The 26,238-nt window shown below is 60.4% G+C and carries 28 protein-coding genes; 12 read left to right on the top strand and 16 right to left on the bottom strand.

Annotation, left to right across the window (positions count from 1 at the left end; genetic code table 11):
- Positions 1-64: 64 nt before the first annotated feature.
- Positions 65-670, top strand: a complete 606-nt coding sequence (locus HYI44_RS07510; protein WP_045057747.1) for a TetR/AcrR family transcriptional regulator — start codon at positions 65-67, stop codon at positions 668-670.
- 470 nt (positions 671-1,140) lie between these two features.
- On the opposite strand, the gene HYI44_RS07505 is transcribed toward HYI44_RS07510, so the two are convergent.
- The gene (locus tag HYI44_RS07505) at positions 1,141-1,599 is read right to left on the bottom strand and encodes an REP-associated tyrosine transposase (RefSeq protein WP_225569209.1); all 459 of its coding nucleotides are present in this window, start codon (positions 1,597-1,599) and stop codon (positions 1,141-1,143) included.
- A gap of 483 nt (positions 1,600-2,082) precedes the next feature.
- On the bottom strand, positions 2,083-2,523 hold the full coding sequence (locus HYI44_RS07500; protein ID WP_122837979.1) for a GlcG/HbpS family heme-binding protein: 441 nt from the start codon (positions 2,521-2,523) through the stop codon (positions 2,083-2,085).
- A 267-nt stretch (positions 2,524-2,790) separates the two neighbouring features.
- Between HYI44_RS07500 and gcl the strand changes: the two genes are divergently transcribed.
- The 8 genes from gcl (at position 2,791) to HYI44_RS07460 (ending at position 12,481) form a co-directional block, all read left to right on the top strand.
- Positions 2,791-4,566: a glyoxylate carboligase gene (gcl, locus tag HYI44_RS07495; RefSeq protein WP_122837978.1), complete on the top strand. Its 1,776-nt coding sequence runs from the start codon at positions 2,791-2,793 to the stop codon at positions 4,564-4,566.
- A gap of 169 nt (positions 4,567-4,735) precedes the next feature.
- Positions 4,736-5,518 carry a hydroxypyruvate isomerase gene (gene hyi / locus HYI44_RS07490; protein ID WP_045061177.1) on the top strand — a complete coding sequence of 261 codons (783 nt, stop codon included), beginning with the start codon at positions 4,736-4,738 and terminating at the stop codon, positions 5,516-5,518.
- A gap of 144 nt (positions 5,519-5,662) precedes the next feature.
- Positions 5,663-6,553, top strand: a complete 891-nt coding sequence (locus tag HYI44_RS07485; RefSeq protein WP_225569081.1) for a 2-hydroxy-3-oxopropionate reductase — start codon at positions 5,663-5,665, stop codon at positions 6,551-6,553.
- A 151-nt stretch (positions 6,554-6,704) separates the two neighbouring features.
- Positions 6,705-7,985, top strand: a complete 1,281-nt coding sequence (locus HYI44_RS07480; RefSeq protein WP_225569080.1) for a glycerate kinase — start codon at positions 6,705-6,707, stop codon at positions 7,983-7,985.
- On the top strand, positions 7,975-9,390 hold the full coding sequence (gene pyk, locus HYI44_RS07475) for a pyruvate kinase (protein WP_122837975.1): 1,416 nt from the start codon (positions 7,975-7,977) through the stop codon (positions 9,388-9,390). The genes HYI44_RS07480 and pyk overlap by 11 nt, the downstream gene beginning before the upstream one ends.
- 145 nt (positions 9,391-9,535) lie before the next feature.
- A complete protein-coding gene (locus HYI44_RS07470) occupies positions 9,536-10,450 on the top strand; it encodes an urea transporter (RefSeq protein ID WP_225569079.1) in 915 nt (304 codons plus the stop codon).
- 21 nt (positions 10,451-10,471) lie between these two features.
- Positions 10,472-11,296 (top strand): ion transporter, encoded by an 825-nt coding sequence (locus HYI44_RS07465; protein ID WP_045061182.1) that lies wholly within the window; start codon positions 10,472-10,474, stop codon positions 11,294-11,296.
- Between the two features lie 186 nt (positions 11,297-11,482).
- The gene (locus tag HYI44_RS07460) at positions 11,483-12,481 is read left to right on the top strand and encodes a sulfate ABC transporter substrate-binding protein (RefSeq protein WP_225569078.1); all 999 of its coding nucleotides are present in this window, start codon (positions 11,483-11,485) and stop codon (positions 12,479-12,481) included.
- A gap of 53 nt (positions 12,482-12,534) precedes the next feature.
- Here HYI44_RS07460 and HYI44_RS29365 read toward each other — a convergent pair whose 3' ends face one another.
- Positions 12,535-12,885, bottom strand: a complete 351-nt coding sequence (locus HYI44_RS29365; RefSeq protein ID WP_225569208.1) for a DUF6124 family protein — start codon at positions 12,883-12,885, stop codon at positions 12,535-12,537.
- Between the two features lie 859 nt (positions 12,886-13,744).
- Between HYI44_RS29365 and HYI44_RS07450 the strand changes: the two genes are divergently transcribed.
- A complete protein-coding gene (locus HYI44_RS07450) occupies positions 13,745-14,950 on the top strand; it encodes an MFS transporter (RefSeq protein WP_225569077.1) in 1,206 nt (401 codons plus the stop codon).
- Between the two features lie 99 nt (positions 14,951-15,049).
- Here HYI44_RS07450 and phnN read toward each other — a convergent pair whose 3' ends face one another.
- The 11 genes from phnN to ccmA form a co-directional block, all read right to left on the bottom strand.
- Positions 15,050-15,631, bottom strand: coding sequence for a phosphonate metabolism protein/1,5-bisphosphokinase (PRPP-forming) PhnN (phnN, locus tag HYI44_RS07445; protein WP_201149273.1), 582 nt, complete (start codon positions 15,629-15,631; stop codon positions 15,050-15,052).
- Positions 15,632-15,709: 78 nt separating this feature from the next.
- A complete protein-coding gene (locus tag HYI44_RS07440) occupies positions 15,710-16,111 on the bottom strand; it encodes a hypothetical protein (RefSeq protein WP_045061190.1) in 402 nt (133 codons plus the stop codon).
- Positions 16,112-16,123: 12 nt separating this feature from the next.
- Complete coding sequence (gene ccmI, locus HYI44_RS07435; RefSeq protein ID WP_225569076.1) at positions 16,124-17,323, bottom strand: c-type cytochrome biogenesis protein CcmI; 1,200 nt, start codon at positions 17,321-17,323, stop codon at positions 16,124-16,126.
- Positions 17,316-17,789 (bottom strand): cytochrome c-type biogenesis protein, encoded by a 474-nt coding sequence (locus HYI44_RS07430; protein WP_122837967.1) that lies wholly within the window; start codon positions 17,787-17,789, stop codon positions 17,316-17,318. The genes ccmI and HYI44_RS07430 overlap by 8 nt, the downstream gene beginning before the upstream one ends.
- Positions 17,786-18,322: a DsbE family thiol:disulfide interchange protein gene (locus tag HYI44_RS07425; RefSeq protein WP_122837966.1), complete on the bottom strand. Its 537-nt coding sequence runs from the start codon at positions 18,320-18,322 to the stop codon at positions 17,786-17,788. The genes HYI44_RS07430 and HYI44_RS07425 overlap by 4 nt, the downstream gene beginning before the upstream one ends.
- Positions 18,319-20,322, bottom strand: coding sequence for a heme lyase CcmF/NrfE family subunit (locus tag HYI44_RS07420; RefSeq protein ID WP_045061194.1), 2,004 nt, complete (start codon positions 20,320-20,322; stop codon positions 18,319-18,321). The genes HYI44_RS07425 and HYI44_RS07420 overlap by 4 nt, the downstream gene beginning before the upstream one ends.
- Positions 20,323-20,325: 3 nt before the next feature.
- On the bottom strand, positions 20,326-20,781 hold the full coding sequence (gene ccmE / locus HYI44_RS07415) for a cytochrome c maturation protein CcmE (RefSeq protein ID WP_122837965.1): 456 nt from the start codon (positions 20,779-20,781) through the stop codon (positions 20,326-20,328).
- The gene (gene ccmD, locus HYI44_RS07410) at positions 20,778-20,954 is read right to left on the bottom strand and encodes a heme exporter protein CcmD (RefSeq protein WP_008055370.1); all 177 of its coding nucleotides are present in this window, start codon (positions 20,952-20,954) and stop codon (positions 20,778-20,780) included. Before ccmD ends, ccmE begins: the two co-directional genes overlap by 4 nt.
- The gene (locus tag HYI44_RS07405; RefSeq protein ID WP_045061196.1) at positions 20,951-21,706 is read right to left on the bottom strand and encodes a heme ABC transporter permease; all 756 of its coding nucleotides are present in this window, start codon (positions 21,704-21,706) and stop codon (positions 20,951-20,953) included. The genes ccmD and HYI44_RS07405 overlap by 4 nt, the downstream gene beginning before the upstream one ends.
- A gap of 94 nt (positions 21,707-21,800) precedes the next feature.
- Positions 21,801-22,469, bottom strand: a complete 669-nt coding sequence (ccmB, locus tag HYI44_RS07400; RefSeq protein ID WP_045061197.1) for a heme exporter protein CcmB — start codon at positions 22,467-22,469, stop codon at positions 21,801-21,803.
- Positions 22,466-23,101, bottom strand: coding sequence for a cytochrome c biogenesis heme-transporting ATPase CcmA (ccmA, locus tag HYI44_RS07395; protein ID WP_225569075.1), 636 nt, complete (start codon positions 23,099-23,101; stop codon positions 22,466-22,468). The genes ccmB and ccmA overlap by 4 nt, the downstream gene beginning before the upstream one ends.
- Before the next feature lie 197 nt (positions 23,102-23,298).
- On the opposite strand from ccmA, the gene HYI44_RS07390 reads away from it, so the two are divergent.
- A complete protein-coding gene (locus HYI44_RS07390; protein WP_122837962.1) occupies positions 23,299-24,864 on the top strand; it encodes a flagellar hook-length control protein FliK in 1,566 nt (521 codons plus the stop codon).
- Complete coding sequence (locus HYI44_RS07385; protein WP_045061200.1) at positions 24,861-25,190, top strand: EscU/YscU/HrcU family type III secretion system export apparatus switch protein; 330 nt, start codon at positions 24,861-24,863, stop codon at positions 25,188-25,190. Before HYI44_RS07390 ends, HYI44_RS07385 begins: the two co-directional genes overlap by 4 nt.
- A 110-nt stretch (positions 25,191-25,300) precedes the next feature.
- On the opposite strand, the gene HYI44_RS07380 is transcribed toward HYI44_RS07385, so the two are convergent.
- Both HYI44_RS07380 and HYI44_RS07375 read right to left on the bottom strand, forming a co-directional pair.
- Complete coding sequence (locus HYI44_RS07380; RefSeq protein WP_122837960.1) at positions 25,301-25,693, bottom strand: DUF2802 domain-containing protein; 393 nt, start codon at positions 25,691-25,693, stop codon at positions 25,301-25,303.
- Positions 25,694-26,179: a chemotaxis protein CheW gene (locus tag HYI44_RS07375; protein WP_007946765.1), complete on the bottom strand. Its 486-nt coding sequence runs from the start codon at positions 26,177-26,179 to the stop codon at positions 25,694-25,696. It abuts the gene before it with no gap.
- Positions 26,180-26,238: the final 59 nt, after the last annotated feature.

Raw genomic sequence — 26,238 nt, 5'->3', positions numbered from 1 at the left:
AGCGGTGCGCAAAGCCGGTGCTACCATGCGCCACCGCCAGTACAGGCAAGGAACCACCTGGTTTATGAGCACTATCCGCGAGCGCAACAAAGAACTGATCCTGCGTGCCGCCAGTGAAGAATTTGCCGACAAGGGCTTCGCTGCGACCAAAACCAGTGACATCGCAGCCAAGGCGGGTTTGCCCAAGCCTAACGTCTACTACTATTTCAAATCCAAGGAAAACCTCTACCGCGAGGTTCTGGAAAGCATCATCGAGCCCATCCTGCAGGCCTCGACGCCGTTCAACGCCGACGGTGTACCCAGTGAAGTGCTGAGCGGTTACATCCGCTCGAAAATCCGCATCTCCCGCGACCTGCCGTTCGCCTCCAAGGTGTTCGCCAGCGAAATCATGCACGGCGCGCCACACCTGAGCGCCGACCTGGTCGAACAACTGAACAGCCAGGCCAAGCACAACATCGACTGCATCCAGACCTGGATCGACCGCGGCCAGATCGCAACGATCGACCCTAATCACCTGATGTTCAGCATCTGGGCAGCGACTCAGACGTACGCAGACTTTGACTGGCAGATCACTGCAATTACCGGCAAGGCGAAGCTGGATGAAGAGGATTACGAAGCAGCGGCGCAGACGATTATCCGGTTGGTGTTGAAGGGGTGTGAGCCGGACTGATGTCATCGCCAGCAGGCTGGCTCCCACAGTTGAACTCTGACAATCAGACAACACCCTGTGGGAGCCCGGACTCACGTCATCGCCAGCAGGCTGGCTCCCACAGTTGGACTCGGACAATCAGATAACCCCCGGTGGGAGCCCGGACTCACGTCATCGCCCGCAGGCTGGCTCCCACAGTTGGACTCGGACAATCAGATAACCCCCGGTGGGAGCCCGGACTCACGTCATCGCCCGCAGGCTGGCTCCCACAGTTGGACTCTGACTATCAGATAACACCCTGTGGGAGCCCGGCCTCACGTCATCGCCAGCAGGCTGGCGCCCACAGGTGAACACTGACAATCAGACAACACCCTGTGGGAGCCCGGACTCGCGTCATCGCCAGCAGGCTGGCTCCCACAGTTGGACTCTGACAATCAGACAACACCCTGTGGGAGCCAGCCTGCTGGCGATGGGGACGACTCCGATTCGGTTCAAATCCAGATAGCATCCCACAACGGATAGTCGCCAAGCTTCTCTACCAGTCCAGCCCGCAGCGGGTTGGCTACAACATATCGAGCCATTTTCACTAAATCCTCTTCCCGCCGCAGCGCCCGGTCGTGATAGCCCTGCTGCCAAAGCGGCCCACTTCTACTACTCGAAAGATTCACCTCTCTTGTAATAAAGGATTTAGTCTGGCGCATCAGCTTTCTGAGAGAACAGTTTTCCAATTCGACGAGCCAATGAAAATGGTCGGGCATGACGACCCAAGCCAGTGACTTTGCCAATCCGAGATCTTGTGCCCGGCGAAATTGATGAACCACCAATCTGCCCAAAGTGAAGTCGGCAAAAATCGGTTGGCGATCCAGTGTATTGGTGGTGAGTAAATAAATTCGATTGGGCTCGGCATAGCGACCCGTTCGCAAGCGGTGTGATGCGGGTAAATTGGGCATTCCGTTGCCTCTCATGAAGAATCCATGGAGAGGCTAGCCCTGAAAATTTAGAGTGCTAATACACACCTTTAGCTGGATGTGTCTTGTAGATAGCTATCGCTGGCAAGCCAGCTCCCACAGGTTCTGATGCTGCCCATGAAATAGTAAACACCTCAGTCCTTGTGGGAGCTGGCTTACCAGCTACCACAAGTTCTGATGCTGCCCATGAAATAGTGACCAACTCAGTCCGTGTGGGAGCTGGCTTACCAGCTACCACAAGTTCTGATGCTGCCCATGAAATAGTGACCAACTCAGTCCGTGTGGGAGCTGGCTTACCAGCTACCACAAGTTCTGATGCTGCCCATGAAATAGTGACCAACTCAGTCCGTGTGGGAGCTGGCTTACCAGCTACCACAAGTTCTGATGCTGCCCATGAAATAGTTAACACCTCAGTCCTTGTGGGAGCTGGCTTGCCAGCGATGACATTTGTTCAGACGCTAGATATCAAGCCGTCACCCCCGCATCCGCCCGCAACCCCGACGCCTCGATCGCACTGATTGCACACTGCTCATCAACATCCGAAAGATCGCCGCTGATCCCCACCGCTCCCAGTACATTCCCATCCTGATCCCGAATCAGCACACCACCCGGTGCCGGCACCACACTGCCCTGCCCCAAACTGTTCAAGGCCGCGATGAATGCCGGGCGTTGTTGTGCATCCAGTGCCAGCAGGCGCGACCCCTTGCCCAGGGCGATTGCGCCCCAGGCCTTGCCGATGGCCACTTGCGGGCGCAGCAGGCTGGCGCCGTCCTCGCGCTGCAAGGTGATCAAGTGCCCGCCGGCATCCAGTACTGCAATGGTCAATGGAGCCGCAGAGATTGCACGCCCTGCCGAAATGGCCTGATTGACCAGGTTGACTGCAACTTTCAAGGTTAAAGCGCTCATGGTGCCGTCCTCATTTTGTTATAGGGAAAGCCAGTGGCCTGCGCGCAAGTGCCGCATGCCGATGCAACAAATAGAACACAATGAACTATTTTTTTGTATACAATAATTATCGAAAAGCGCCACATGCGACGAAAAGCCACAGCACACAGGGCTTCCGACGAATGAAACAGTCGCTTGAGAAAATGGATTGACCTGCGCCGTCCGCCGTGAATAAACTCTGCGCAAAGCCACTTGTATACAATTACAAAACGTAAGAGGCACAAAACCATGAGCAAAATGAGAGCAATCGAAGCCGCCGTTCTGGTGATGCGCCGTGAAGGGGTTGATACCGCTTTTGGCATCCCGGGCGCCGCAATCAACCCGCTGTACTCCGCCCTGCAAAAGGTCGGCGGCATCGATCACGTCCTCGCTCGCCACGTTGAAGGCGCCTCGCACATGGCCGAGGGCTATACCCGCACCAAGGCTGGCAACATCGGCGTGTGCATCGGCACTTCGGGACCTGCTGGTACGGACATGGTCACCGGGCTCTACAGCGCCTCGGCCGACTCGATTCCAATCCTCTGCATCACCGGCCAGGCACCCCGCGCCCGTATGCACAAGGAAGATTTCCAGGCGGTGGACATCACCGCCATCGTCAAGCCGGTCACCAAGTGGGCGACCACTGTGATGGAACCGGGCCAGGTGCCCTACGCTTTCCAGAAAGCCTTCTACGAAATGCGCTCCGGTCGCCCGGGCCCGGTGCTGATCGACCTGCCGTTCGATGTGCAAATGGCCGAGATCGAATTCGACATCGACGCCTACGAGCCACTGCCACTGGCCAAGCCGACCGCTAACCGCGTGCAGATCGAGAAGGCCCTGGCCATGCTCGACCAGGCTGAGCGCCCATTGCTGGTCGCCGGTGGTGGCATCATCAACGCCGATGCCGCCGAGCTGCTGGTGGAGTTCGCCGAGCTGACCGGAATTCCCGTTATCCCGACCCTGATGGGCTGGGGCACCATTCCGGACGATCACCCATTGATGGTGGGCATGGTCGGCCTGCAGACCTCGCACCGCTACGGCAACGCCACGATGCTCAAGTCCGACCTGGTGCTGGGCGTGGGTAACCGTTGGGCCAACCGTCACACCGGTTCGATCGACGTCTACACCGAAGGCCGCAAGTTCATTCACGTCGACATCGAGCCGACCCAGATCGGCCGCGTGTTCACCCCGGACCTGGGCATCGTTTCCGATGCTGCCGCCGCGCTGACCGTGTTCATCGAAGTCGCTCGCGAATGGCAGGCAGCCGGCAAGCTGAAAAACCGTAGCGCCTGGCTGCAGGACTGCCAACAGCGCAAGGCCAGCCTGCACCGCAAGACCCACTTCGACAACGTGCCGGTCAAGCCGCAACGCGTGTATGAAGAAATGAACCAGGTGTTCGGCAAGGACACCTGCTACGTCAGCACCATCGGTCTGTCGCAGATTGCCGGCGCGCAGTTTCTGCATGTGTACAAGCCGCGTCACTGGATCAACTGTGGCCAGGCCGGTCCGTTGGGCTGGACCATTCCGGCGGCACTGGGCGTGGTCAAGGCAGATCCGAGCCGCAAGGTCGTGGCACTGTCGGGCGACTATGATTTCCAGTTCATGATCGAAGAACTGGCCGTGGGCGCGCAGTTCAAACTGCCGTACATCCACGTTGTGGTAAACAACTCGTACCTGGGCCTGATCCGTCAGGCGCAGCGCGGTTTTGACATGGACTACTGCGTGCAGCTGTCCTTCGATAACCTCAACGCTCCGGAACTCAACGGTTACGGTGTCGATCACGTCGCGGTCGCCGAAGGCCTGGGTTGCAAGGCACTACGTGTGTTCGAACCGGCTCAGATCCAGCCTGCCCTGCGCAAGGCCCAGGAACTGATCGAAGAGTTCAAGGTGCCGGTGATCGTGGAGATTATCCTGGAACGTGTGACCAACATTTCCATGGGTACCGAGATCAACGCCGTCAACGAGTTCGAAGACCTGGCGCTGGTCGGCAACGACGCACCGACGGCGATTTCATTGCTCGATTGATCCACTATTGCTGATGGTTCACCCCGAGTAGGAGCTGCCGCAGGTTCGGGCCGCGTTCGGACGATCTTTTGATCTTTGATGCTGAAGATCAAGATCAAGATCAAAAGATCGCAGCCTGCGGCAGCTCCTACACAGAGCCGTCATTCTCAATTTATAGCAGGAGACCACCATGCCGCGTTTCGCAGCCAACCTGTCCATGCTGTTCACCGAACAGGATTTTCTTGCCCGTTTCGAAGCGGCCGCCAAAGCCGGTTTCAGTGGTGTCGAGTACCTGTTTCCTTACGATTTCAGCTCGGCCGAGATCAAGGCCACCCTCGACGCCAACGGCCTGACCCAGGTGCTGTTCAACCTGCCGGCTGGTGACTGGGCCAAGGGTGAGCGCGGCATCGCGTGCCTGCCGGATCGGGTTGAAGAATTCCGCGCCGGTGTCGACTTGGCGATTGCCTACGCGCAAGTGCTGGGCAATACCCAAGTCAACTGCCTGGCGGGCATTCGTCCACAAGGCGTGGATGACGCCACCGTGGAAAAAACCTTTGTCGCCAACCTCAAGTACGCAGCCGACAAGCTGCAGGCGGCGGGGATCAAGCTGGTCATGGAAGCGATCAACACCCGCGACATTCCGGGTTTCTACCTGAACAACACGGCCCAGGCCCTGTCGATTCGCGAACAAGTGGGCAGCGCCAACCTGTTCCTGCAATACGACATCTACCACATGCAAATCATGGAAGGCGACCTGGCCCGCACCCTGCAATCGCACCTGGGCGAGATCAACCATGTGCAGTTGGCCGACAACCCGGGGCGTAACGAACCCGGTACCGGTGAGATCAACTACCGCTTCCTGTTCGAGCACCTGGACCGCATCGGTTACCAGGGGTGGGTGGGCTGCGAGTACAAGCCGTTGACCACCACTGAAGCCGGTCTGGGCTGGCTGAAAACCCATAACGCGATCTAAACGAACATGACATCTCTGTAGGAGCTGCCGAGGGCTGCGATCTTTTGATCTTGATTTTGAAGATCAAGATCAAGATCAAAATCAAAAGATCGCAGCCTTCGGCAGCTCCTACAGGGAACCGCATAAAAACAAGAGGAATTTCTCATGGCTAAAATCGGATTTATCGGCACCGGCATCATGGGCCACCCAATGGCGGCGAACCTGCAAAAAGCCGGTCACAGCCTGTTCCTGTCGGCACACCACGACGCCGCGCCTGCTGACCTGGTCGCCGCCGGCGCGATCGCCCTGGCGAACCCGAAAGCAGTCGCCCAGGAAGCTGAAGTCATCATCATCATGGTGCCCGATACCCCACAGGTCGACGACGTGCTGTTCCGCGCCGACGGCGTCGCCGCCGGTGTTGGCAAAGGCAAGATCGTCATCGACATGAGCTCCATCTCGCCGACCGCGACCAAGGCCTTCGCCGCCAAGATCAACGAAACAGGCGCCCAGTACCTCGACGCACCGGTTTCCGGTGGTGAAGTCGGCGCAAAAGCGGCGACCCTGAGCATCATGGTCGGCGGCGATGCCGATGCCTTCGAACGCGTACTGCCGCTGTTCCAGGCCATGGGCAAGAACATCACCCTGGTGGGCGGCAATGGCGATGGGCAGACCGCGAAAGTGGCCAACCAGATCATCGTGGCGCTGAACATCCAGGCCGTGGCCGAAGCGCTGCTGTTCGCCTCGAAGAACGGCGCGGATCCAGCCAAGGTGCGTGAAGCGCTGATGGGTGGCTTTGCGTCCTCGAAGATCCTCGAAGTGCACGGCGAGCGTATGATCAAAGGCACCTTCGACCCAGGCTTCCGCATCAGCCTGCACCAGAAGGACCTGAACCTGGCCCTGGCCGGTGCCCGCGAGTTGGGCATCAACCTGCCGAACACCGCCAACACCCAGCAAGTGTTCAGCACGTGCGCGGCGATCGGTGGCAGCAACTGGGACCACTCGGCACTGATCAAGGGCCTGGAGCACATGGCGAATTTCTCGATTCGCGATAAATAAACCCTGCACCAACCCTGTGGGAGCTAGCCTGCTAGCGATGAAATCAACGCGGTGTGTCTGTTAGACCTCAGCGCCTGAATCGCCAGCAGGCCGGCTCCCACAAGGAGCAGAGTTGCTCCACCTCCAATAACAAGAATTCCGGGAGCCTGCCATGTCGGTCGATCCGCAACAATTTCTTCGCGACCTGTTCGCAACCGCCATCGACGCGGCCCATCCGCAACACGTTCTCGAAGCTTACCTGCCACGTGATCGCACGGGCCGGGTGATCGTAATCGGCGCCGGCAAAGCCGCTGCTGCCATGGCTCAAGTGGTCGAACGCTGCTGGCAGGGCGAAGTCTCCGGCCTGGTGGTCACCCGTTACGGTCACGGCGCACCCTGCGAAAAAATCGAAGTGGTCGAAGCTGCGCACCCGGTGCCCGATGCCGCCGGCCTGGCCGTGGCCAAGCGCGTGCTGGAGCTGGTCAGCAACCTGAGCGAAGACGACCGCGTGATCTTTCTGCTCTCGGGCGGAGGTTCGGCGCTGCTCGCCCTGCCCGCTGCCGGCATTACCCTGGCTGACAAGCAGTCCATCAACAAAGCCCTGCTCAAGTCCGGCGCCACCATCGGCGAGATGAACTGTGTGCGCAAGCACCTCTCGGCGATCAAGGGTGGTCGTCTCGGCAAGGCCTGCTGGCCTGCCACCGTTTACACCTACGCCATTTCCGATGTACCGGGCGACCTCGCCACGGTCATCGCGTCCGGCCCGACCGTGGCCGACCCAAGCACCAGTGCCGAAGCCCTGGCGATCCTCAAGCGTTACGCCATCGAAGTTCCGGCGTCCGTACGCGAGTGGCTGCAAAATCCCGAATCGGAAACTGTAAAACCTGACGACCCGAGCCTGGCCCGCAGTCATTTCCAGCTGATCGCCCGGCCCCAACAGTCGCTGGAAGCGGCCGCTGTGAAAGCCCGGCAAGCCGGTTTCAGCCCGCTGATCCTCGGTGACCTGGAAGGCGAATCCCGGGAAGTGGCCAAGGTTCACGCCGGAATTGCGCGGCAAGTGGTGCTGCATGGTCAGCCCCTGCCCGCCCCGTGCGTGATCCTTTCCGGTGGCGAAACCACCGTGACCGTGCGTGGCAACGGCCGGGGTGGGCGCAACGCCGAGTTTCTCCTCAGCCTGACCGACAGCCTCAAAGGCCTGCCTGGGGTGTACGCCTTGGCTGGCGACACCGATGGCATCGATGGTTCCGAAGACAATGCTGGCGCGATCATGACGCCCGACAGCTACGCCCGTGCCGCCGCACTGGGCCTGAGCGCCAGCGATGAGCTCGACAACAACAATGGCTACGGTTATTTCCAGGCGCTGGACGCCCTGATCGTCACCGAGCCGACCCGCACCAACGTCAACGATTTCCGCGCCATCCTGATCCTCGAGAGCCCTAAAAATGACGCCTGACAAGAAGGTTAAAATCCTCGCCACCCTCGGCCCCGCCACCGACGGCATTGACGACATTCGCGAGCTGGTCGAGGCCGGGGTCAATATTTTTCGCCTGAACTTCAGCCATGGCGATCACGCCGACCATGCTCAGCGCTACCAGTGGATCCGCGAAGTCGAGCGCCAGCTCAACTATCCGCTGGGCATCCTGATGGACCTGCAGGGCCCCAAGCTGCGGGTCGGCAAGTTCGCCGAAGGCAAGGTGCAGCTGGTCCGTGGTCAGGCTCTGCGCCTGGACCTGGACGCAACACCGGGTGATGAGCGACGAGTCAACCTGCCCCACCCGGAAATCATCGCCGCGCTGGAGCCGGGCATGGACCTGCTGCTCGATGACGGCAAGCTGCGCCTGCGGGTGGTGACCAAATACGCCGACGCCATCGACACCACGGTGCTCAATGGCGGCGAGCTGTCGGACCGCAAAGGCGTGAACGTACCGCAAGCGGTGCTGGAATTAAGCCCCCTGACAGCCAAGGACCGCCGCGACCTGAGTTTCGGCCTGGAGCTGGGCGTGGACTGGGTGGCGCTGTCGTTTGTACAGCGCCCGGAAGACATCCGCGAAGCACGCTCGCTGATTGGCGACAAAGCGTTCCTGATGGCCAAGATCGAGAAGCCCTCGGCAGTCACCCAGTTGCGCGAAATCGCCGAATTGAGCGATGCGATCATGGTGGCTCGCGGCGACCTCGGCGTGGAAGTGCCTGCCGAAAGCGTGCCGCAGATCCAGAAGAACATCATCAGCACCTGCCGCCAGCTCGGCAAGCCGGTGGTGGTGGCCACGCAGATGCTCGAATCGATGCGCTTCTCCCCTGCACCAACCCGCGCCGAAGTGACCGATGTCGCCAACGCCGTGGCTGAAGGGGCCGACGCGGTGATGCTCTCGGCGGAAACCGCCTCGGGCGAATACCCGCTGGAAGCCGTGCAGATGATGAGCAAAATCATCCGCCAGGTGGAAAACGGCCCCGACTACCAGGCGCAACTGGATGTGAGCCGGCCAAAAGCCGAGGCCACGGTGTCCGATGCCATCAGCTGCGCGATCCGCCGCATCAGCAACGTGCTGCCGGTGGCGGTGCTGGTCAACTACAGCGAGTCGGGGGCCTCCAGCCTGCGCGCTGCCCGTGAGCGGCCAACGGTGCCCATCCTTAACCTGACGCCAAACCTGCAGGCCGCCCGCCGCTTGACCGTGGCCTGGGGTGTGCACTCGGTGGTCAACGACCGGCTGCGCCAGGTGGACGAAGTGTGCTCGACGGCACTGGAGATCGCACAGGCCCAGGGTATGGCCCAGCGCGGCGACACCTTGCTGATCACTGCGGGTGTGCCGTTTGGTCAGCCGGGGTCGACTAACTCGTTGCGTATCGAGACGTTGATCTAGAACGCCTATATCGGCCTCATCGCCAGCAGGCTGGCTCCCACATTGGTTTTGTGTCGTTCACATCATCAAGGCTGAACGCAGATTCAGTGTGGGAGCCAACCTGCTGGCGATGCAGGCGCCCCATTTCACCTGACACACAATAAAAATGCCTGCCAACCACTTCAACACCCACTGCCCCGATTGGGCGACTGCCCTGCTCAACGGTTTCAGCCAGATTTTCCTCCAGCGGCACCCGCTGTTTGGCTTGCTGTGCCTGTTGGCGATCCTGTTCACCGCGCCTGCCCTGCTCGGCGGCGCACTGCTGGGCGGTGTCGCCGGCTTGCTCACCGCGCAACGTCGCGGCTACGCCAAGGCTGACCGTCAGGCTGGACTGTTCAGCTACAACGGCGTGCTGCTCGGTTTGTTGCTGAGCCTGTATTTCCCTTGGTCGGCGTTGCTGCCACCGCTGATCATTGCTGCGGGCGGACTGAGTGCGATGTTCATCCAACAGTGGCTCAAACGTGTGCGCTTGAGCCAGTACCTGCCAGCCTATACGGCGCCATTCGTGATATTGGGCTGGTTGCTGTTGTGCTTCGCCACGCCCTCAAGCAATGCGCACTTGATCGAAATCAGCCCGCAGAACATCCTCGCCGCGCCTCTCAAAGGCCTGGGCCAGGTGATGTTCCTCGGTCATCCACTGGCCGGCGCGATGATTGCCGCCGGTTTACTGATCGCCGACCGCCGTGCCTTCTGCTGGGCAATGCTGGCGTCTGTCGCGGGCATGGGCTGGAGCATGCTGCATCACGACTTCTACAGCGCATTGATCGGCCTGGGTGGCTACAACGCCGTACTCGCCGCCCTCGCCTGCCACTCACTGCACCAGAAGCCTTGGCTGCCGCTGCTCGGAATTGCATTCGCACTGATACTGACACCGGCGTTTGCCGCCATCGGCCTGCCGACGCTGACCGCCCCTTTCATTCTCGCCTGCTGGCTGATCCGCACGGTTGTGCAAATGCTCGGCAAGGCCGCTGTCGCCCATACGCCTTGCGCTCTGGAGGAGAATCAACCTAGGCTTCGCTGATCATTGGTTCAGGCGGTATCCATGGACAGCAGCAGAAACTGGCGTGAAGAGCTTTACGTCATGGTTTTCCAGAGCGACACCAAAGCGGGGCGGCGCTTCGACGGCATTTTGCTGTTGATCATCCTCGCGAGCATTGTGATTGTGATGCTCGACAGCATCGACTCGATCCACCAAAACTACGCCAACGTGCTGGCGTATATCGAGTGGGGCTTTACGATTATTTTCGCCATCGAGTACGGCTTGCGGTTGTACTGCTCCCCCAAGCCGTTGCGCTACGCATTCAGCTTTTACGGGTTGGTGGATTTGCTGGCGATCGTACCCGGCATCCTGGCGCTGTATTACGCCGACGCGCAGTACCTGCTGATCATCCGCATCATCCGCATGTTGCGGATATTCCGCGTGCTCAAGCTCAGCCCCTATCTCAAGCAGGCCAACTACCTGATGTCGGCGCTGCGTGGCAGCAAGCAGAAGATTGTGGTGTTCCTGGTCAGCGTATGCACCCTGGTGACGGTGTTTGGCACGTTGATGTACGTGATCGAAGGCCCGGAACATGGCTTCACCAGCATCCCCAAAGGCATCTATTGGGCGATCGTTACGCTGACCACCGTGGGCTTTGGCGACATCGTGCCGAAGACCCCGCTGGGCCAGGTCATTTCGTCGCTGGTGATGATCACCGGTTACTCGATCATCGCCGTGCCGACCGGGATTTTTACCGCAGAACTGGCCAACGCCATGCGCGGTGAGCAGCTGCAACACGACTGCCCGGTGTGCCGCAAGAACAGTCACGAACACGGCGCCGCATTCTGCTCGCGCTGCGGCAATGCGCTGTTCAAGAAACTGGAATAAGCACAGAGCTTTTTAATCTTTAAAGGACTATGCCGCTGCCGTTATAGTCGCTGCGGTAAGATGCCGACACCTACTGGACCTGAAAAAATGACCCCGTAGGAGCTGCCGAAGGCTGCGATCTTCTGCCTCAAATCAGGATCAAAAGATCGCAGCCTTCGGCAGCTCCTACCAAACAAGGAATGCGCAGTGAAAAAACTCTTTGGCGCCTCACTTCTCGCCGCTGGCCTGGCACTGACCGGCATGGCTCAGGCCGCACCGACCCTGCTCAACGTTTCCTACGACGTGATGCGCGATTTCTACAAGGACTACAACACTGCCTTCCAGAAGCACTGGCAAGCCGAGCACAACGAAAACATCACCGTACAGATGTCTTTCGGCGGCTCCAGCAAACAGGCGCGTTCGGTGATCGATGGCCTGCCCGCTGACGTGATCACCATGAACATGGCCACCGACATCAATGCCCTGGCGGACAACGGCAAACTGGTCCCGGAGAACTGGGTCACCCGCCTGCCGAACAACAGCGCGCCATTCACCTCTGCCACCGTGTTCATCGTCCGCAAAGGCAACCCCAAAGCCTTGAAAGACTGGCCCGACCTGCTCAAGGACGGCGTGCAGGTCATAGTGCCGAACCCGAAAACCTCGGGTAACGGTCGCTACACCTACCTCTCGGCCTGGGGTTATGTACTGAAAAACGGCGGTGACGAGAACAAAGCCAAGGACTTCGTCGGCAAACTGTTCAAGCAGGCTCCGGTGCTCGACACTGGCGGCCGCGCGGCCACCACCACCTTCATGACCAACCAGATCGGCGACGTACTGGTGACCTTCGAAAACGAAGCGGAAATGGTTGCCCGCGAGTTTGGTCGCGACCAGTTTGAAGTCATTTACCCAAGCGTCTCCGCCGAAGCCGAGCCGCCGGTGACCGTCGTCGACAAAGTCGTCGAGAAAAAAGGCACCCGCGCCGCCGCCGAGGAATACCTGAAGTACCTGTGGTCCCCGCAAGGCCAGGAAATCGCGGCGGCGAACTACCTGCGCCCGCGTGACCCGGCAGTACTGGCCAAGTACACCGATCGCTTTCCGAAAGTGGATTTTCTTTCGGTAGAGAAAACCTTCGGTGACTGGCGCACCGTGCAGAAAACTCACTTCAACGATGGTGGGGTTTTTGACCAGATCTACGGCGGCAAGTGATCGCTGAGTGGTAATGAAAAAGGCGACCTTTGAGGTCGCCTTTTTTGTGGCGATTAATCCCGCGGATCAATGTTATCCAGCGCACGATTTACCGCCAACTCGGCCAGCATGATGATCTGCGCTATTCCCAACAGGGCGTTGCGATACGGGCCAGTGATAAAGCCTGCCAGGTCGTTGGCCATCACATTCGCCGATGCCAGGGATTCGCAGGCGTGGGCCAGCAAGGTTTCGGTGGCGATGTCAGGGGCGATCATGAACATGCTTTCGGGTTTGTAGGGGGTGTCAGCGTGTTTAAGGGCGCTGAAGTTGAGGTAGTTTTGTTGGGCTGAATCGTCAGATTCAGTGTGCTCTTGGTCTGGCTGCGGGGGTTGGGCGTGGGTTTGAACATGGTGAAGCTCCTTGATTAATGGAGCCGCCACTGTTCGCTGCGAAACGAGGGAGGTGGCAGCTGTACGCAGGTTCGCAGACCGGGAATCAAGGAACCCGGCAGATCCGAAGATCTCCCGCGCACAGCCGCCATAACGAAATGCAGCGGACGTAAAAGACGCCAACTGAACGTAACGGTGGCGCTGAGCGCCTTGATTGACCCGGGCTGCGAAACCCGATCACTGATGAGCAGTGACGGAAATCAAGCTACCGGACGTGTCCAAACCGCACAAGCCGGCGGATTCTGACGTAGTTGTAGGCAAAGGCGCAAGGCGACGTAGCCTGCTTCCTACATCCGACATCATGCGGTGTTTGTCAGACTGCCATCGCGGGCAAGCCCGGCTCCCACAGTGATCTGCGCCGTACGCAAATGCTGCGTCCACCACCAATACCCTGTGGGAGCGGCGGTGCGACGATTCGACTTGCCAGCGATGGCAATCTCCCTGTCACCTCAATGTCGAATGTGCAGACGCCATCGCGGGCAAGCCCGGCTCCCACAGTGATATCTGCCGTACACAAATGCTGCGCACACCACCATTCCACTGTGGGAGCGAGCCTGCTCGCGATGACAATCTCCCTGTCACATCAATGTCGAATCTGCAGACGCCATCGCGAGCAGGCTCGCCCCCACAGAGATGTCCGCCGAACACAAGTGCTGCGTGGTCATGTTCGCTATGGCAGTACATGTAAGTAAATGTATCATCAGCATCAGTAAGGCAGCCCGGTGCTCCTCAATCATTGCGCAAGGGCATGATTACTATCACTGCAAAATCGCTTCCGCCCCTCCGCCCTGCCGCTTAGCCTGCACACATTCCTCAATTGTTCACGAGACACCTCATGACTCCAGCGAACCCAGTGCCTCAGGGCACCGCGACGATGACCCGCGGCATGGTCCTGCTATTTGCCTTTTGCTGTGGCGCGATCGTGGCCAACATCTACTATGCCCAGCCGATCATTGGCCTGATTGCACCGGACATCGGCCTGACCAGCACCATGGCCAGCCTGATTGTTTCATTGACGCAGATTGGCTACGCGCTGGGGCTGTTCTTTCTGGTTCCGCTGGGTGATCTGCTGGAAAATCGGCGGTTGATGATCATCACCACGCTGGTGGCCATTGCCAGCCTGCTGGGCGCGGCGTTTACCGATCAGCCGAACGTGTTCCTGCTGATCTCATTGCTGGTGGGCTTCAGTTCGGTGTCAGTGCAGATCCTTATCCCCCTCGCCGCACACCTGGCCCCGGAGGAATCCCGTGGGCGCGTGGTTGGCGGGATCATGGGCGGTTTGTTGCTGGGGATCTTGTTGGCACGGCCGGTCTCCAGTGTGATCGCGGACCACTTCGGCTGGCGTGCGATGTTCGTGATTGCCGCGGTGTTGATGGCAGCAATCAGCGTCGTATTGGCCCTGACCATTCCCAAACGCAAGCCTGATCACAGCGCGTCCTACGGACAACTGCTTGGCTCGCTGTGGACGCTGCTGCGTCATCAGCCAGTGCTGCGTCAGCGCGCGTTCTACCAGGGCTGCATGTTTGCGACCTTCAGCCTGTTCTGGACCGCAGTGCCGCTGGAGCTGGCGCGTAATCATGGACTGTCGCAAACCCAGATCGCCATTTTCGCCCTGGTCGGTGCCATTGGCGCGATCGCGGCGCCCATCGCCGGGCGTCTGGCGGATGCCGGGCACACGCGCATCGCCTCACTGCTGGCCCTGGTGTTCGCCAGCCTGAGTTTCCTGCCGGCCTTCATCCACCCGCTCTACAGCGTCATAGGCCTGGCGGTGACCGGCGTAGTGCTGGATTTCTGCGTGCAGATGAATATGGTGCTTGGGCAACGTGCGGTGTACGCCCTGGATGCCAAGAGCCGCAGCCGCTTGAACGCCTTGTACATGACCAGCATCTTCATCGGCGGCGCCTTCGGCTCCTCCGTGGCGAGTGCGGTGTACGAACACGGCGGCTGGTTGTGGATCGTGATTGTTGGCAGCGCTTTTCCCGTTCTGGCGTTGTTGCGGTTCCTGAGTGTTTCAGAAAAACGCTCACTGGCAGCCGCGTGAGGCCCAAGTGTTGCGGGCAGGCACACCGCCGCAGTGGTTGGCATTGGAATCGGATCCCCGGCGCCAGGGATATCGGGTATCTGGTGATGCGATCCTTAACTAGCGGTATCGCATGGACGCGGTGGATTCCCCATCAACACACCTCAACAAGCACTCAACCGTATCCTCCAGCACCCCTGAGTTATCAAGCACACACAGCGCCGGATCGTGTTCTGCAAGTACCTGTTCACTGAACCGCGCATTGCGCGCCAGCCGTGCCTCGATCTCCTCGACCGATTCGCGCCCCCGAGCCAGCAAACGCTCACGCAGCACGCTCTGTTCCACGGTCAGCAACAGGACGAGCAAGTCCGGATAACGCTGCCGGGTTGCCGGCAGGTGACCGCGCGAGCCATTGACCAGGACGTTCTGCCCTGCGGCCAGCCAATCGTCGATTTCACGGGGGATGCCGTAGCACAACCCGTTGGCGCGCCAGCTCAGGGCAAACTCGCCCCGGGCCTCGAGCCGGGTGAATTCATCCAGGCTCACGCCCCGCGCCGACTCACCCAGGGCTTCAGCCGAGCGGGTAATCACCCGCCGCACGATGCGGCAGTTACGTTCGGCCAACCGCGTTCGTGCGGCATCCAGCAGGCTGTCCTTGCCCGAACCTGAAGGTCCGATGAGATAGATCAACCTGCCTGCCATCCATTCACTCTCTTCATTTTTCGTAGGATTGGGTACACGTGGGGCAATCAAGAAGGCGACCCTGAGGTCGCCTTTGCGTCACTTGAACTGCCGGCCCAAACCACTGGGCACGCCGTGGATGTCAGTGTCTTCCCATGGACCATTCGGGCTGACAGAGCGGCTCCAGCCGTTGTTCCAGCGATAATAGGTGCGCTGGCGGTAGAAGGTATTGGTCTGGTCATCGAGCACATACACGCCGAGCTTGGCATCCCAATGGCTGTTGCCACCCGGTGGCGGCGCGAAGCTCGCCGACGTGCGCGGTACTGGCTTGGCCGGTTTGGCCGGAACGTTCGGTTTGCTCGGCGCAGGTGAAGTCGAGGGGGTCGGCTTGGGCTGCGAGGGCGGGATCGGCGGCAACGGCGCGGGTTCGGGCCGCTGGACCGCACAAGCGCTTAACCCCAGGACCATACTGAGCAGGGTGATACGGGCGATGGCGGTCATAGGCGGTTCCTGTTATTTGTCCGGGCTGTCGATGGTCAGTTTTTGTGGCGCTGAGGTGCTGCTGGCCAGTGGCTGGCTGCGACCGATCCACTCGCCGGCAGTCGGTTGACCGGCACGGGAGATTCGCGCAACCAGTTGGACTTCAGGAAAGTTGGACAGTTTCAACTGCGGCATCATCGCGTCGGCATCACCCAGTTCGACGCTCGCGGGCAAGTCGGCCACAGTCAGGCGCTTGGCCGCCAACGGCGCCGGAGGGCCGGACGTTGCGCGGGCAAAAATGAACACGCTGTCACCGGGCTGTACCTTGGCCTTCAACTCGGGGGCAAGGTCCACCGTGACTTTCAGCAGTGCCGCCTTGGCGACCGGCGCCTGGGCAACTTTGCCGCCGCCGGCTGCGAGTTTCTCGCTGGCCCGGGCGATACCGCCTTGCAAGGCAGCACGGGAATTGTCTTCGGGGGGCAATTGCGCCAGCAGACGGTTCCAGTAATCGATGGCGTCCTGATAGCGCTCGCCCTCGAATGCCGCGATACCCAGCAGCCCCAGGCTGGTGACTTCTTTCGGATCGGCCTTCAATGCTTCGTCAGTCAAGGCCTGGACCTTGTCCGACCATTTCTTGCCGTCGGCGAAGTACTGCGCTTGCGCCCATTGGCCGAGCAGCTCTGGTTGACGACCGGCCAGCGCCACGGTTCGTTCGAACATCTTGGCCGCATCACCAGGGCGGTCCTGGGCCATATAGGTACGACCCAGGAAGTACAGGCCTTCCGCAGAATCGGGCTGAGCCGCGACCGCGCGCTCCAGGCGCGAGGTCATCTCTTCCATGGACTGCGGAGCCTGGGCGAATTCGCGGGTCAGCTCGACTTTGTCGCTGGCACCGAAGTGCAGGTACAGACCCAGGCCCAGCACCGGCACCAGAATCGCCGCCAACAGCGGCCATGGTTTGCCCAGGCGCGAAACACGCGGTGCCGCGACGCCTTCGGTATCAGCCAGCAGCTCACGGGCCGCTTCGGCACGACCGGTGTCCATTTGCGCAGCGTTGAGCACGCCCTCTTCCTGCTGAGTCTGCAACTCAGCCACGCGTTCCTGATACAACGCGACGTTCAGGGCAGTACGATCCTCTTCAAGCTGGGCGCGACGGCCGCGCAAAACAGGGATCAACAGAAAACTCAGGGCAACCAGAAGCAGCAGACCTGCAGCAAGCCAGAAATCAATCATTCTTGGTTTTATCCAACAGGTGGTCGAGGCGCTCGCGTTCATCCACGGAAAGCGAGTCCGGGCTATCGGTGCGCAGGACGCGACGACGGCGAACAATCACGGCAATGATCACAAAACCGCCCAGCAGCAAGCCGGCGGGGCCGAACCAGAGCAGTGCGGTCTTGGCATTCAGCGCGGGGTTGTAGCGGACGAAATCACCGTAGCGATCGACCATGAAGTCGATGATCTGCTGGTTGTCCTTGCCCTCGCCGAGCATGCGGAAAATCTCTTTGCGCAGATCAGCGGCGATCGGCGCGTTGGAGTCGGCGATGTCCTGGTTCTGGCACTTGGGGCACCGCAGCTCCTTGGTCAGCTCGCGAAAACGCTCGCGGTCACCTTCCTTGGCGAACTCATAGGTGTCGATGGCCGCGTGAGCCATCCCGGCCATGCTCAAGCCCAGCACTGCGGCGGCAATCCAGCGCTTCATGGCTTGGCCTCGTCGACCAGCGCCTGATACTTGGCGGCCAGTTTTTCGCGCCAGACCTGTTCGTCGATGACCCCCACGAACTTGTCGCGGATGATGCCCTTGGCGTCGATGAAGAAGGTTTCCGGTGCGCCGTAGACACCGAGGTTCAGGCCCAGGGTACCTTCGTCGTCGCGGATATCCAGCTGGTACGGGTTGTGAAACTCCGCCAGCCACTTCAAGGCGTCCGCGTTGACGTCCTTGTAGTTGATGCCATAGATCACCACGCCCTTTTCGGCCAGCTTGTTCAGTACCGGGTGCTCGACGCGGCAGGAAATGCACCAGGTGCCCCACACGTTGACCAGCGCCGGCTTGCCAAGGATGTCCGCCCGGGTCAGCGTCTTGTCACCCTGCACCGCAGGCAGGGAGAACTCCGGGAACGGCTTGCCGATCATCGCCGACGGCAGCTCCGCCGGGTCCAGGTACAACCCGCGGTACAGAAAAACCGCCACCACCAGGAAAATCGCAAGCGGCAGCAACATCAACCAACGTCTCATGCAGTGGCTCCCGACATGCCCAGTGCTTCACGCACGCGGCTTTTGACCTTGACCCGATAACGCCGGTCCAGCGCCGCCAGCAATCCGCCGAAACCGGTCAGCAATCCGCCGAACCAGATCCAGCGCACGAACGGCTTGACGTGGACGCGTACGGCCCAGGCGCCATCGCCCAGAGGTTCGCCGAGGGCGACGTAGAGGTCACGGGTGAAGCCGGCATCGATCCCGGCCTCGGTCATGACCGAGTTCTGCACGGTGTACAGGCGTTTTTCCGGGTGCAGCACGCTGATTTCCTTGCCGTCCTTGATCACCCGAACGGTGCCCTTATCGGAGGTAAAGTTCGGGCCTTCGAAGTGTTTGGCACCTTCGAATACAAACTGGTAACCGCCCAGGCTCATGGATTCACCCGGCGCCAGGCGCAGGTCGCGCTCGGCACTGTTCTGGCTCGACAGGACCACGCCGAGGGCACACACGGCGATGCCCAGGTGCGCGATCTGCATGCCCCAGTAGCTACGAGTCAGGGTCGGCAGGCCCTTGATCAGGCCCTTGTGACGAGTCTTGTCAAAGATGTCGCGCACGCCGGCCAGCAACACCCAGGCCGCGAGCATGAAGGTCGCGATCACGGCCCAATTGAAATCGCCATAGGCGACGCCAGCGATCACGGCTAAAGCAGCGCTACCCAGCAACACCGGAGTGAGCATGCCCACCAGCCATTTAACCGGGGTGTCTTTCCAGCGCACCAGCATGCCAATGGCCATGACCACCATCAGCAGTGCCATCAGCGGGATAAACAGCGCGTTGAAATACGGAGGGCCGACCGACAGCTTGGCCCCGGTCATGGCATCCAGGATCAACGGGTACAAGGTGCCGAGCAGGATCATCGAAGCCGCCACCACCAGCACCAGGTTGTTGCCCAGTAACAGGGTTTCCCGGGACCAGAGGTTGAAGCCGACCTGACTCTTCACCACCGGCGCACGCAGGGCGAACAGCGTCAGCGAACCACCGACCACGAACAGCAGGAAAATCAGGATGAACACGCCGCGCTCCGGATCAGAGGCGAACGCGTGCACCGAGGTCAGAACCCCGGAACGCACCAGAAAGGTTCCCAGCAGGCTCAGTGAGAACGCAGCGATGGCGAGCAACACGGTCCAGCTCTTGAACACGCCACGTTTTTCTGTGACGGCCAATGAGTGAATCAGTGCGGTGCCGACCAGCCAAGGCATGAAGGAGGCATTTTCCACCGGGTCCCAGAACCACCAGCCACCCCAGCCGAGCTCGTAATAGGCCCACCAGGAGCCCAGGGTGATGCCGATTCCGAGGAAGGCCCAGGCGACGATGGTCCACGGACGCGACCAGCGGGCCCACGCCGCATCAAGACGACCGCCCAGCAGCGCGGCGATGGCGAACGCAAAGGCCACGGAGAAGCCCACGTAACCCATGTACAGCATCGGCGGGTGAACGATCAGGCCGATGTCCTGCAGCAACGGGTTGAGGTCACGACCGTCGGCCGGGATCTGCGGAAGGATGCGTGCGAACGGGTTGGATGTCAGGATCAGGAACAGCAGGAAACCCGTGCTGATCATGCCCATGATCGCCAGCACCCGGGCCAGCATCACTTGCGGCAGTTGCCGCGAGAACACGGATACGGCGAAGGTCCAGCCGCCCAGGATCAATGCCCAAAGCAGCAGCGAGCCTTCGTGCGCGCCCCACACGGCGCTGAATTTGTAGTACCACGGCAACGCGCTGTTGGAGTTGCTGGCGACGTAATCCACGGAGAAGTCGTCCGCCATGAACGCGTAGGTCAGGCAACCAAAGGCAAACAGCAGGAACGCGAACTGTCCCCAGGCCGCAGGTTGCGCAAGGCTCATCCACAGGCGATCGCCGCGCCAGGCGCCGAGCAAGGGCACCACCGACTGAACCAGGGCAAAACACAGCGCCAGGATCATGGCCAGGTGGCCCAGTTCCGGGATGTACAACCCGGCGCTATAGAGTCCAGCAGTCATCAGTTAGCCCTCTTTCGCAGGAGTAGGTGCCGACATGCCACTGTCTTTCAAGGCCTTGGTCACTTCCGGCGGCATGTATTTTTCATCGTGCTTGGCCAGCACTTCGTCGGCTACCACCACGCCCTCGGCATTGAGCTTGCCCAACGCCACGATCCCCTGCCCTTCACGGAACAGATCGGGAAGGATGCCGCGGTAGCTGATGGTCACGGTCTTGTTGAAATCGGTGACATTGAATTTCACGTCCAGGGAATCGCCGGAACGTTGCAGCGAACCGGCCTCGACCATGCCACCGGCGCGAATGCGCGTGTCCTGCGGGGCTTCGCCGCTGGCGATCTGGGTCGGTGTGTAGAACAGGTTGATGTTCTGTTGCAGGGCGCTCAGGGCCAGGCCGACAGCAGCGCCAACCCCGACCAGGATCGCGAGAATGATGATAAGACGCTTTTTGCGCAGCGGATTCACTTGCCGTTCTCCCGGCGCAGACGACGCGCCTCTTGTTGCAGATACCGCTTGCGGGCCAGGATCGGCGCCGCCACGTTCAGAGCCAGCACTGCCAGGCAGATGCCGTAGGCTGACCAGACATACAGGCCATGATGGCCCATGGCGAGGAAGTCGCCGAATGAAGCAAAACTCATCGCGCGGCCTCCAGGCTGTGCTGCACTTCAGCTTTCACCCAACTGGCCCGGGCTTCGCGCTTGAGCACTTCCAGGCGCATGCGCAGCAACAGCACTGCACCGAAGAAGCAGTAGAAACCCAGCACGGTCAGGAGCAGCGGCAGCCACATTTCAGCGGGCATCGCCGGCTTTTCGGTCAGGGTGAAAGTGGCGCCCTGGTGCAGGGTGTTCCACCACTCCACCGAGTACTTGATGATCGGGATATTGATCACACCGACAATCGCCAGCACCGCGCACGCCTTGGCGGCGCTCTCACGATTGCTGATGGCGTTGCCCAGCGCAATGAGACCGAAGTACAGGAACAGCAGGATCAGCATGGACGTTAGTCGCGCATCCCAGACCCACCACGAGCCCCAGGTCGGCTTGCCCCAGATCGCGCCGGTGACCAGCGCCACGGCGGTCATCCAGGCGCCGATGGGCGCTGCGCATTGCAGGGCGACGTCGGCCAGTTTCATCTTCCATACCAGCCCGACGATGCCGCACACCGCCAGCATCACATAGATCGACTGCGCCAGCATGGCAGCCGGTACATGGATATAGATGATGCGAAAGCTGTTGCCTTGCTGATAGTCGGGCGGCGCGAAGGCCAGGCCCCAAACCACGCCAATACCTATCAGCAGCAACGCCGCGATGCTCAACCACGGCAGCAGTTTGCCGCTGATGCCGTAGAACCATTTGGGTGAGCCGAGCTTATGAAACCAGGTCCAGTTCATTACTGTTTCCATCACGGTTGCTCTTCGCTATGAAGAGCCAAGGGTCTGCCTTTTTTTCAAAAGAAAACGATCAAAAAATGACCAGACCTCATTATTATTCGCCGACGCTGATCTTCAGGCCAGCAGCTATTGCAAAGGGTGTAAGGGTTATCGCCAGGGCGGTCAGGCTACCAAGCCACAACAGATAACCGGTCGCCGGCATGCCCATCAGTGCCGCCTGCAAGGCGCCACTGCCGAGAATCAATACCGGGATGTACAGCGGCAGTATCAAAAGCGCCAGCAGCAAGCCACCACGCTTCAAACCCACGGTCAACGCCGCGCCCACTGCACCCAGCAAGCTCAGCACTGGTGTACCCAGCAACAAGGAAAGCAGCAACACCGGCAGACAGGCGGCAGGCAATCCGAGCATTAACGCCAGCAGTGGTGCGAGCAAAACCAGGGCCAGGCCGGAGAAGGCCCAGTGTGCCAGTACCTTGGCTAAAACCAGAAGGGCCAGGGGGTGCGACGAAAGGACCCACTGTTCAAGGGAACCATCTTCGAAATCACTGCGAAAGAGCCCGTCCAGCGAGAGCAAAACCGATAAAAGGGCTGCTACCCAGACCAGTCCCGGAGACAAGGTTTGCAACAATTGAGACTCGGGCCCGACCGCCAAAGGGAACAGTGAGACCACGATGGCGAAAAATACCAGCGGATTGGCCAGTTCGGCCGGACGACGGAACAGCAAGCGCGCTTCGCGGGCAACCAACAGGCCAAAAACACTCATACGGCCCAGTTCCCCAGATCAATGTCGCGGTAGCCGGCCGGCATACGGCTCAGCGTGTGGTGGGTCGTCAGTACGATCATGCCGCCCTGCTCACAGTGGGCCGCGAGGTGTTCCTCGAGTTGCGCCACGCCCTGTTTGTCCAGCGCGGTGAAGGGTTCATCGAGAATCCATAACGGCGGACTGTCCAGGTACAACCGCGCCAACGCCACACGCCGCTGCTGGCCGGCGGACAGGGTGTGACAGGGCACATCCTCGAAACCACGCAGCCCGACGGCGCCGAGCGCCTGCCAGATGGCTTCATGGGAGGCCGGTTGATGCAGGGCGCAGAGCCAGCTCAGGTTCTCTTCCGGGGTCAGCAGGTCCTTGATCCCGGCAGCATGGCCAATCCACAACAGGTTGCGTGCCAATTCGTGCCGTTGCTCGCTGAGCGGCTGGCCGTTGAGCAACACTTGACCGGCCGTCGGCTGCATCAAGCCTGACAAAAGCCGCAGCAAACTCGTCTTGCCGCTGCCGTTGGGCCCGCTGATTTGCACCATTTCGCCACTGGCCAGTCTCAATTCGAGATTTTCGAAAAGCAGCCGAAGGTCTCGCTCACAGGCAAGGGCAACGGTTTGCAGGACTGGACTGGTCAAGAGATCACGGGCCTTTACGGTTCAAGTCGGCGGTATTGCGGCCGCTAAAGAGATGCAGAATAAATGCATTGGCGGCCCGTTATGGGGAGCTGCGTCAAACAAATGCATTGTTTCGCGCGCCCCATAGACGACGGGGCGGCATTATACATGCCATCCCCTACTCTCAAGAGTGCAATTTCCTCAGGTTGTGACCGCGTATGACAGGCGAAATGAACATCCTCCCGATCTCGCAGAATGCGCCGGCCACTTCACGCCCGCAAACCGGCGGCGAACTGCTCAAGTTGCTGACACCCATGGAGGGCCTGATATCCGCCGGCCAATCCGCCAACGCCGAAGTGCTGTCACTCAAGCAGGCCGACCAGGCCTTTCAATTGCTGCTCAAGATCACCCTGGAGAACGGGCGCCAGACGACGCTCCAGGCCATCAGTGCCCAGCCTTTGCCCCAAGGCTCCAGCCTGGCAATCACACAACCCTCGGCGGGCAACCTGGCGATCACCCTGCAACAGGCCCTCGCCTCAGGCGCGGCCACCCTCACCCGCCTCGACCCGGCGCAATTGCCCGCCGGCACGCTGCTGCAAGGCAAGGTCCTGACGTCCCAGGTGCTGCCGCAGGAATCCGGCCAGCCCACGGTGTATCGCTCAATGGTCGGCCTGCTCAACACTGCCCTGAGCGGCAGTACCTTGAGCATCGACAGCCCGACCCCACTGCGCATCGGCACTCTGCTCAGCGCCCTGGTGCAAGACAGCCAGACACTCAAATTCGTCCCGCTCGGCAGCCGCTCGGAGCAACTGGCAGTAACCCAGCAACTGGCCAGCCAGCACAGCCGGCAAGGCTCCTTGGACGGCCTGCTGAAGCTTCTGCAGAACCTGCCCGCCGGGAGCCAGACCTCCAGCGACTTGCGCGCTGCTGCCGAAAAGCTGCTGGCTGGTCTGCCGGATATTCAGCAATTGAGCAGCCCGAAAGGCTTGGCGCTGGCCCTGGCGAACAGCGGCGCGTTCCTCGAATCAAAGCTCCTTGGCGGGCTGAATCCGTCGCTGGCCCCGGATATGAAAGGTGATCTGCTCAGGCTGATCGCCCAATTGAGCCCGGCCCCCAACACGCACATGAACGCGATCATTGCCGCCAACACCCTGGCCCAGGCCATGCCGAGCTTCATGCGCAATGCCCTGGGCATGCTCAGCCAGGTGAGCGCCAAGCCCTCGCCGACCAGCTTTCCCCTGGCCGATCGCCTGTTGCAGAGTGCCGAAGGTGAGGATGATCTCGAACACCTGCTGCGCTTGGCGGCCGCTGCAGTATCGCGCCTGCAAAGTCACCAGCTGTCGAGCCTGGAACAGACAGGGGTGACCGCCGATGGGCGCTTGATGAGTACCTGGCAGCTGGAAATCCCGATGCGCAACCTGCAGGACATTGTGCCGCTGCAGCTCAAATTCCAGCGTGAAGACGCGCCGGAAAAAGAACAGCCGAAAGATCGGCATGAAGAACGCCCGCCCAAACAGCAACTGTGGCGAGTGGAGTTGGCGTTCGACATGGAGCCGCTGGGGCCGTTGCAGGTTCAGGCCCAGCTGATCAGCGGCAGCCTGTCTGGCCAGCTGTGGGCCGAACGGCCGTACACCGCCAGCCTGATCGAAAGCAACCTGGCAGCCCTGCGGCAACAACTGCTCGATTCTGGCCTGAACGTGGGCGACATCGACTGTCACTTCGGAACCCCACCCCAAGGCCCGCAAACAAGCCTCGAACAACGCTGGGTGGATGAAAACGCATGAGCCATTCCGACACTCCACGCCAGGCCATCGCCCTCAAGTACGACGGCACCCACGCCCCGACGCTCACGGCAAAAGGCGACGATGCCCTGGCTGAAGCGATCCTGAAGATTGCCCGTGATTATGAAGTACCGATTTATGAGAACGCCGAGCTGGTGAAATTGCTGGCGCGAATGGAGTTGGGGGAGAGTATTCCGGAGGAGTTGTATCGAACGATTGCGGAGATTATTGCGTTTGCCTGGAGGCTGAAGGGTAAATTTCCGCAAGGGCAGGATCCGGATGCGCCGATGGTGGAGAAGGACGTGACTGCACGTGGGGATGATTATTGAGGAGCCGTTTGTAAAAGATCGCAGCCCGTTTCACTCGACAGCTCCTACAGTGGAACGCGCACGGTCCCGTAGGAGCTGTCGAGTGAAACGGGCTGCGATCTTTTGATCTATCAGCTCTTGTGCAACTTGCGCATCAACTCCGCCTCGGCCTGGGTCAGGCCACAGGACGCCGTCAGCTCTTCGGCGCTGGCGCCCATGCCCACCAGGCGCGCTGCCTGGGCAAAAGACAGGCTCGACGGGTCACGTTGCTCAAGCGCCACCAGCTTGTCCGGTATTGGCCCGACTACCGCGCGCAGTTCCTGCAGCTCCTGGCCCATGCGCACGTTACCGTCCTGGTAGTTCTCAACGCGTCGGGTCAGGTCCTTGATCCGCTGATCGCGCAGCGCGTCGCCCTCGACCTGTTTAGCGGCGAGCTGTTTTTGCGCACGGACGTACGCCAGGAACATTGCCAGGGTGCCTGCCCACAAAAGGAACAGGACAATGACCGCGACCTCAAGAATCAATCAGATGTTCTCCAGGTCCGACCATTCTTCTTCGCTCATCATCTTGTCGAGCTCGACCAGGATCAGCAGTTCGTTGTTCTTGTTGCACACGCCCTGAATGAACTTGGCGGACTCTTCGTTCCCCACGTTTGGCGCGGTTTCGATTTCCGACTGACGCAGGTAAACCACTTCCGCGACGCTGTCGACCATGATCCCGACCACTTGCTTGTCGGCTTCGATGATGACGATGCGCGTGTTGTCGCTGATCTCGGCGTTCATCAGGCCGAAGCGCTGACGGGTGTCGATCACGGTGACGACATTACCACGCAGGTTAATGATGCCGAGCACGTAGCTTGGCGCACCCGGAACCGGGGCGATCTCGGTGTAGCGCAGTACTTCCTGGACGCGCATCACGTTGATGCCGTAGGTTTCATTGTCCAGTTTGAAGGTTACCCATTGCAGGATCGGATCTTCAGAACCCTTTGCCGCCGTCGCCTTGTCATTCATACCCTGACCCCTCAAAAAACCGCCGTTGGCGGTGTGCGTTCGGTGCAGCGGCCCTCGGT

Origin of the sequence: Pseudomonas sp. Y24-6 (assembly GCF_020295325.1) — a bacterium.
Taxonomy (GTDB): Bacteria; Pseudomonadota; Gammaproteobacteria; order Pseudomonadales; family Pseudomonadaceae; genus Aquipseudomonas; species Aquipseudomonas gregormendelii.
This window is presented reverse-complemented; position numbering and strand designations above follow the sequence as displayed.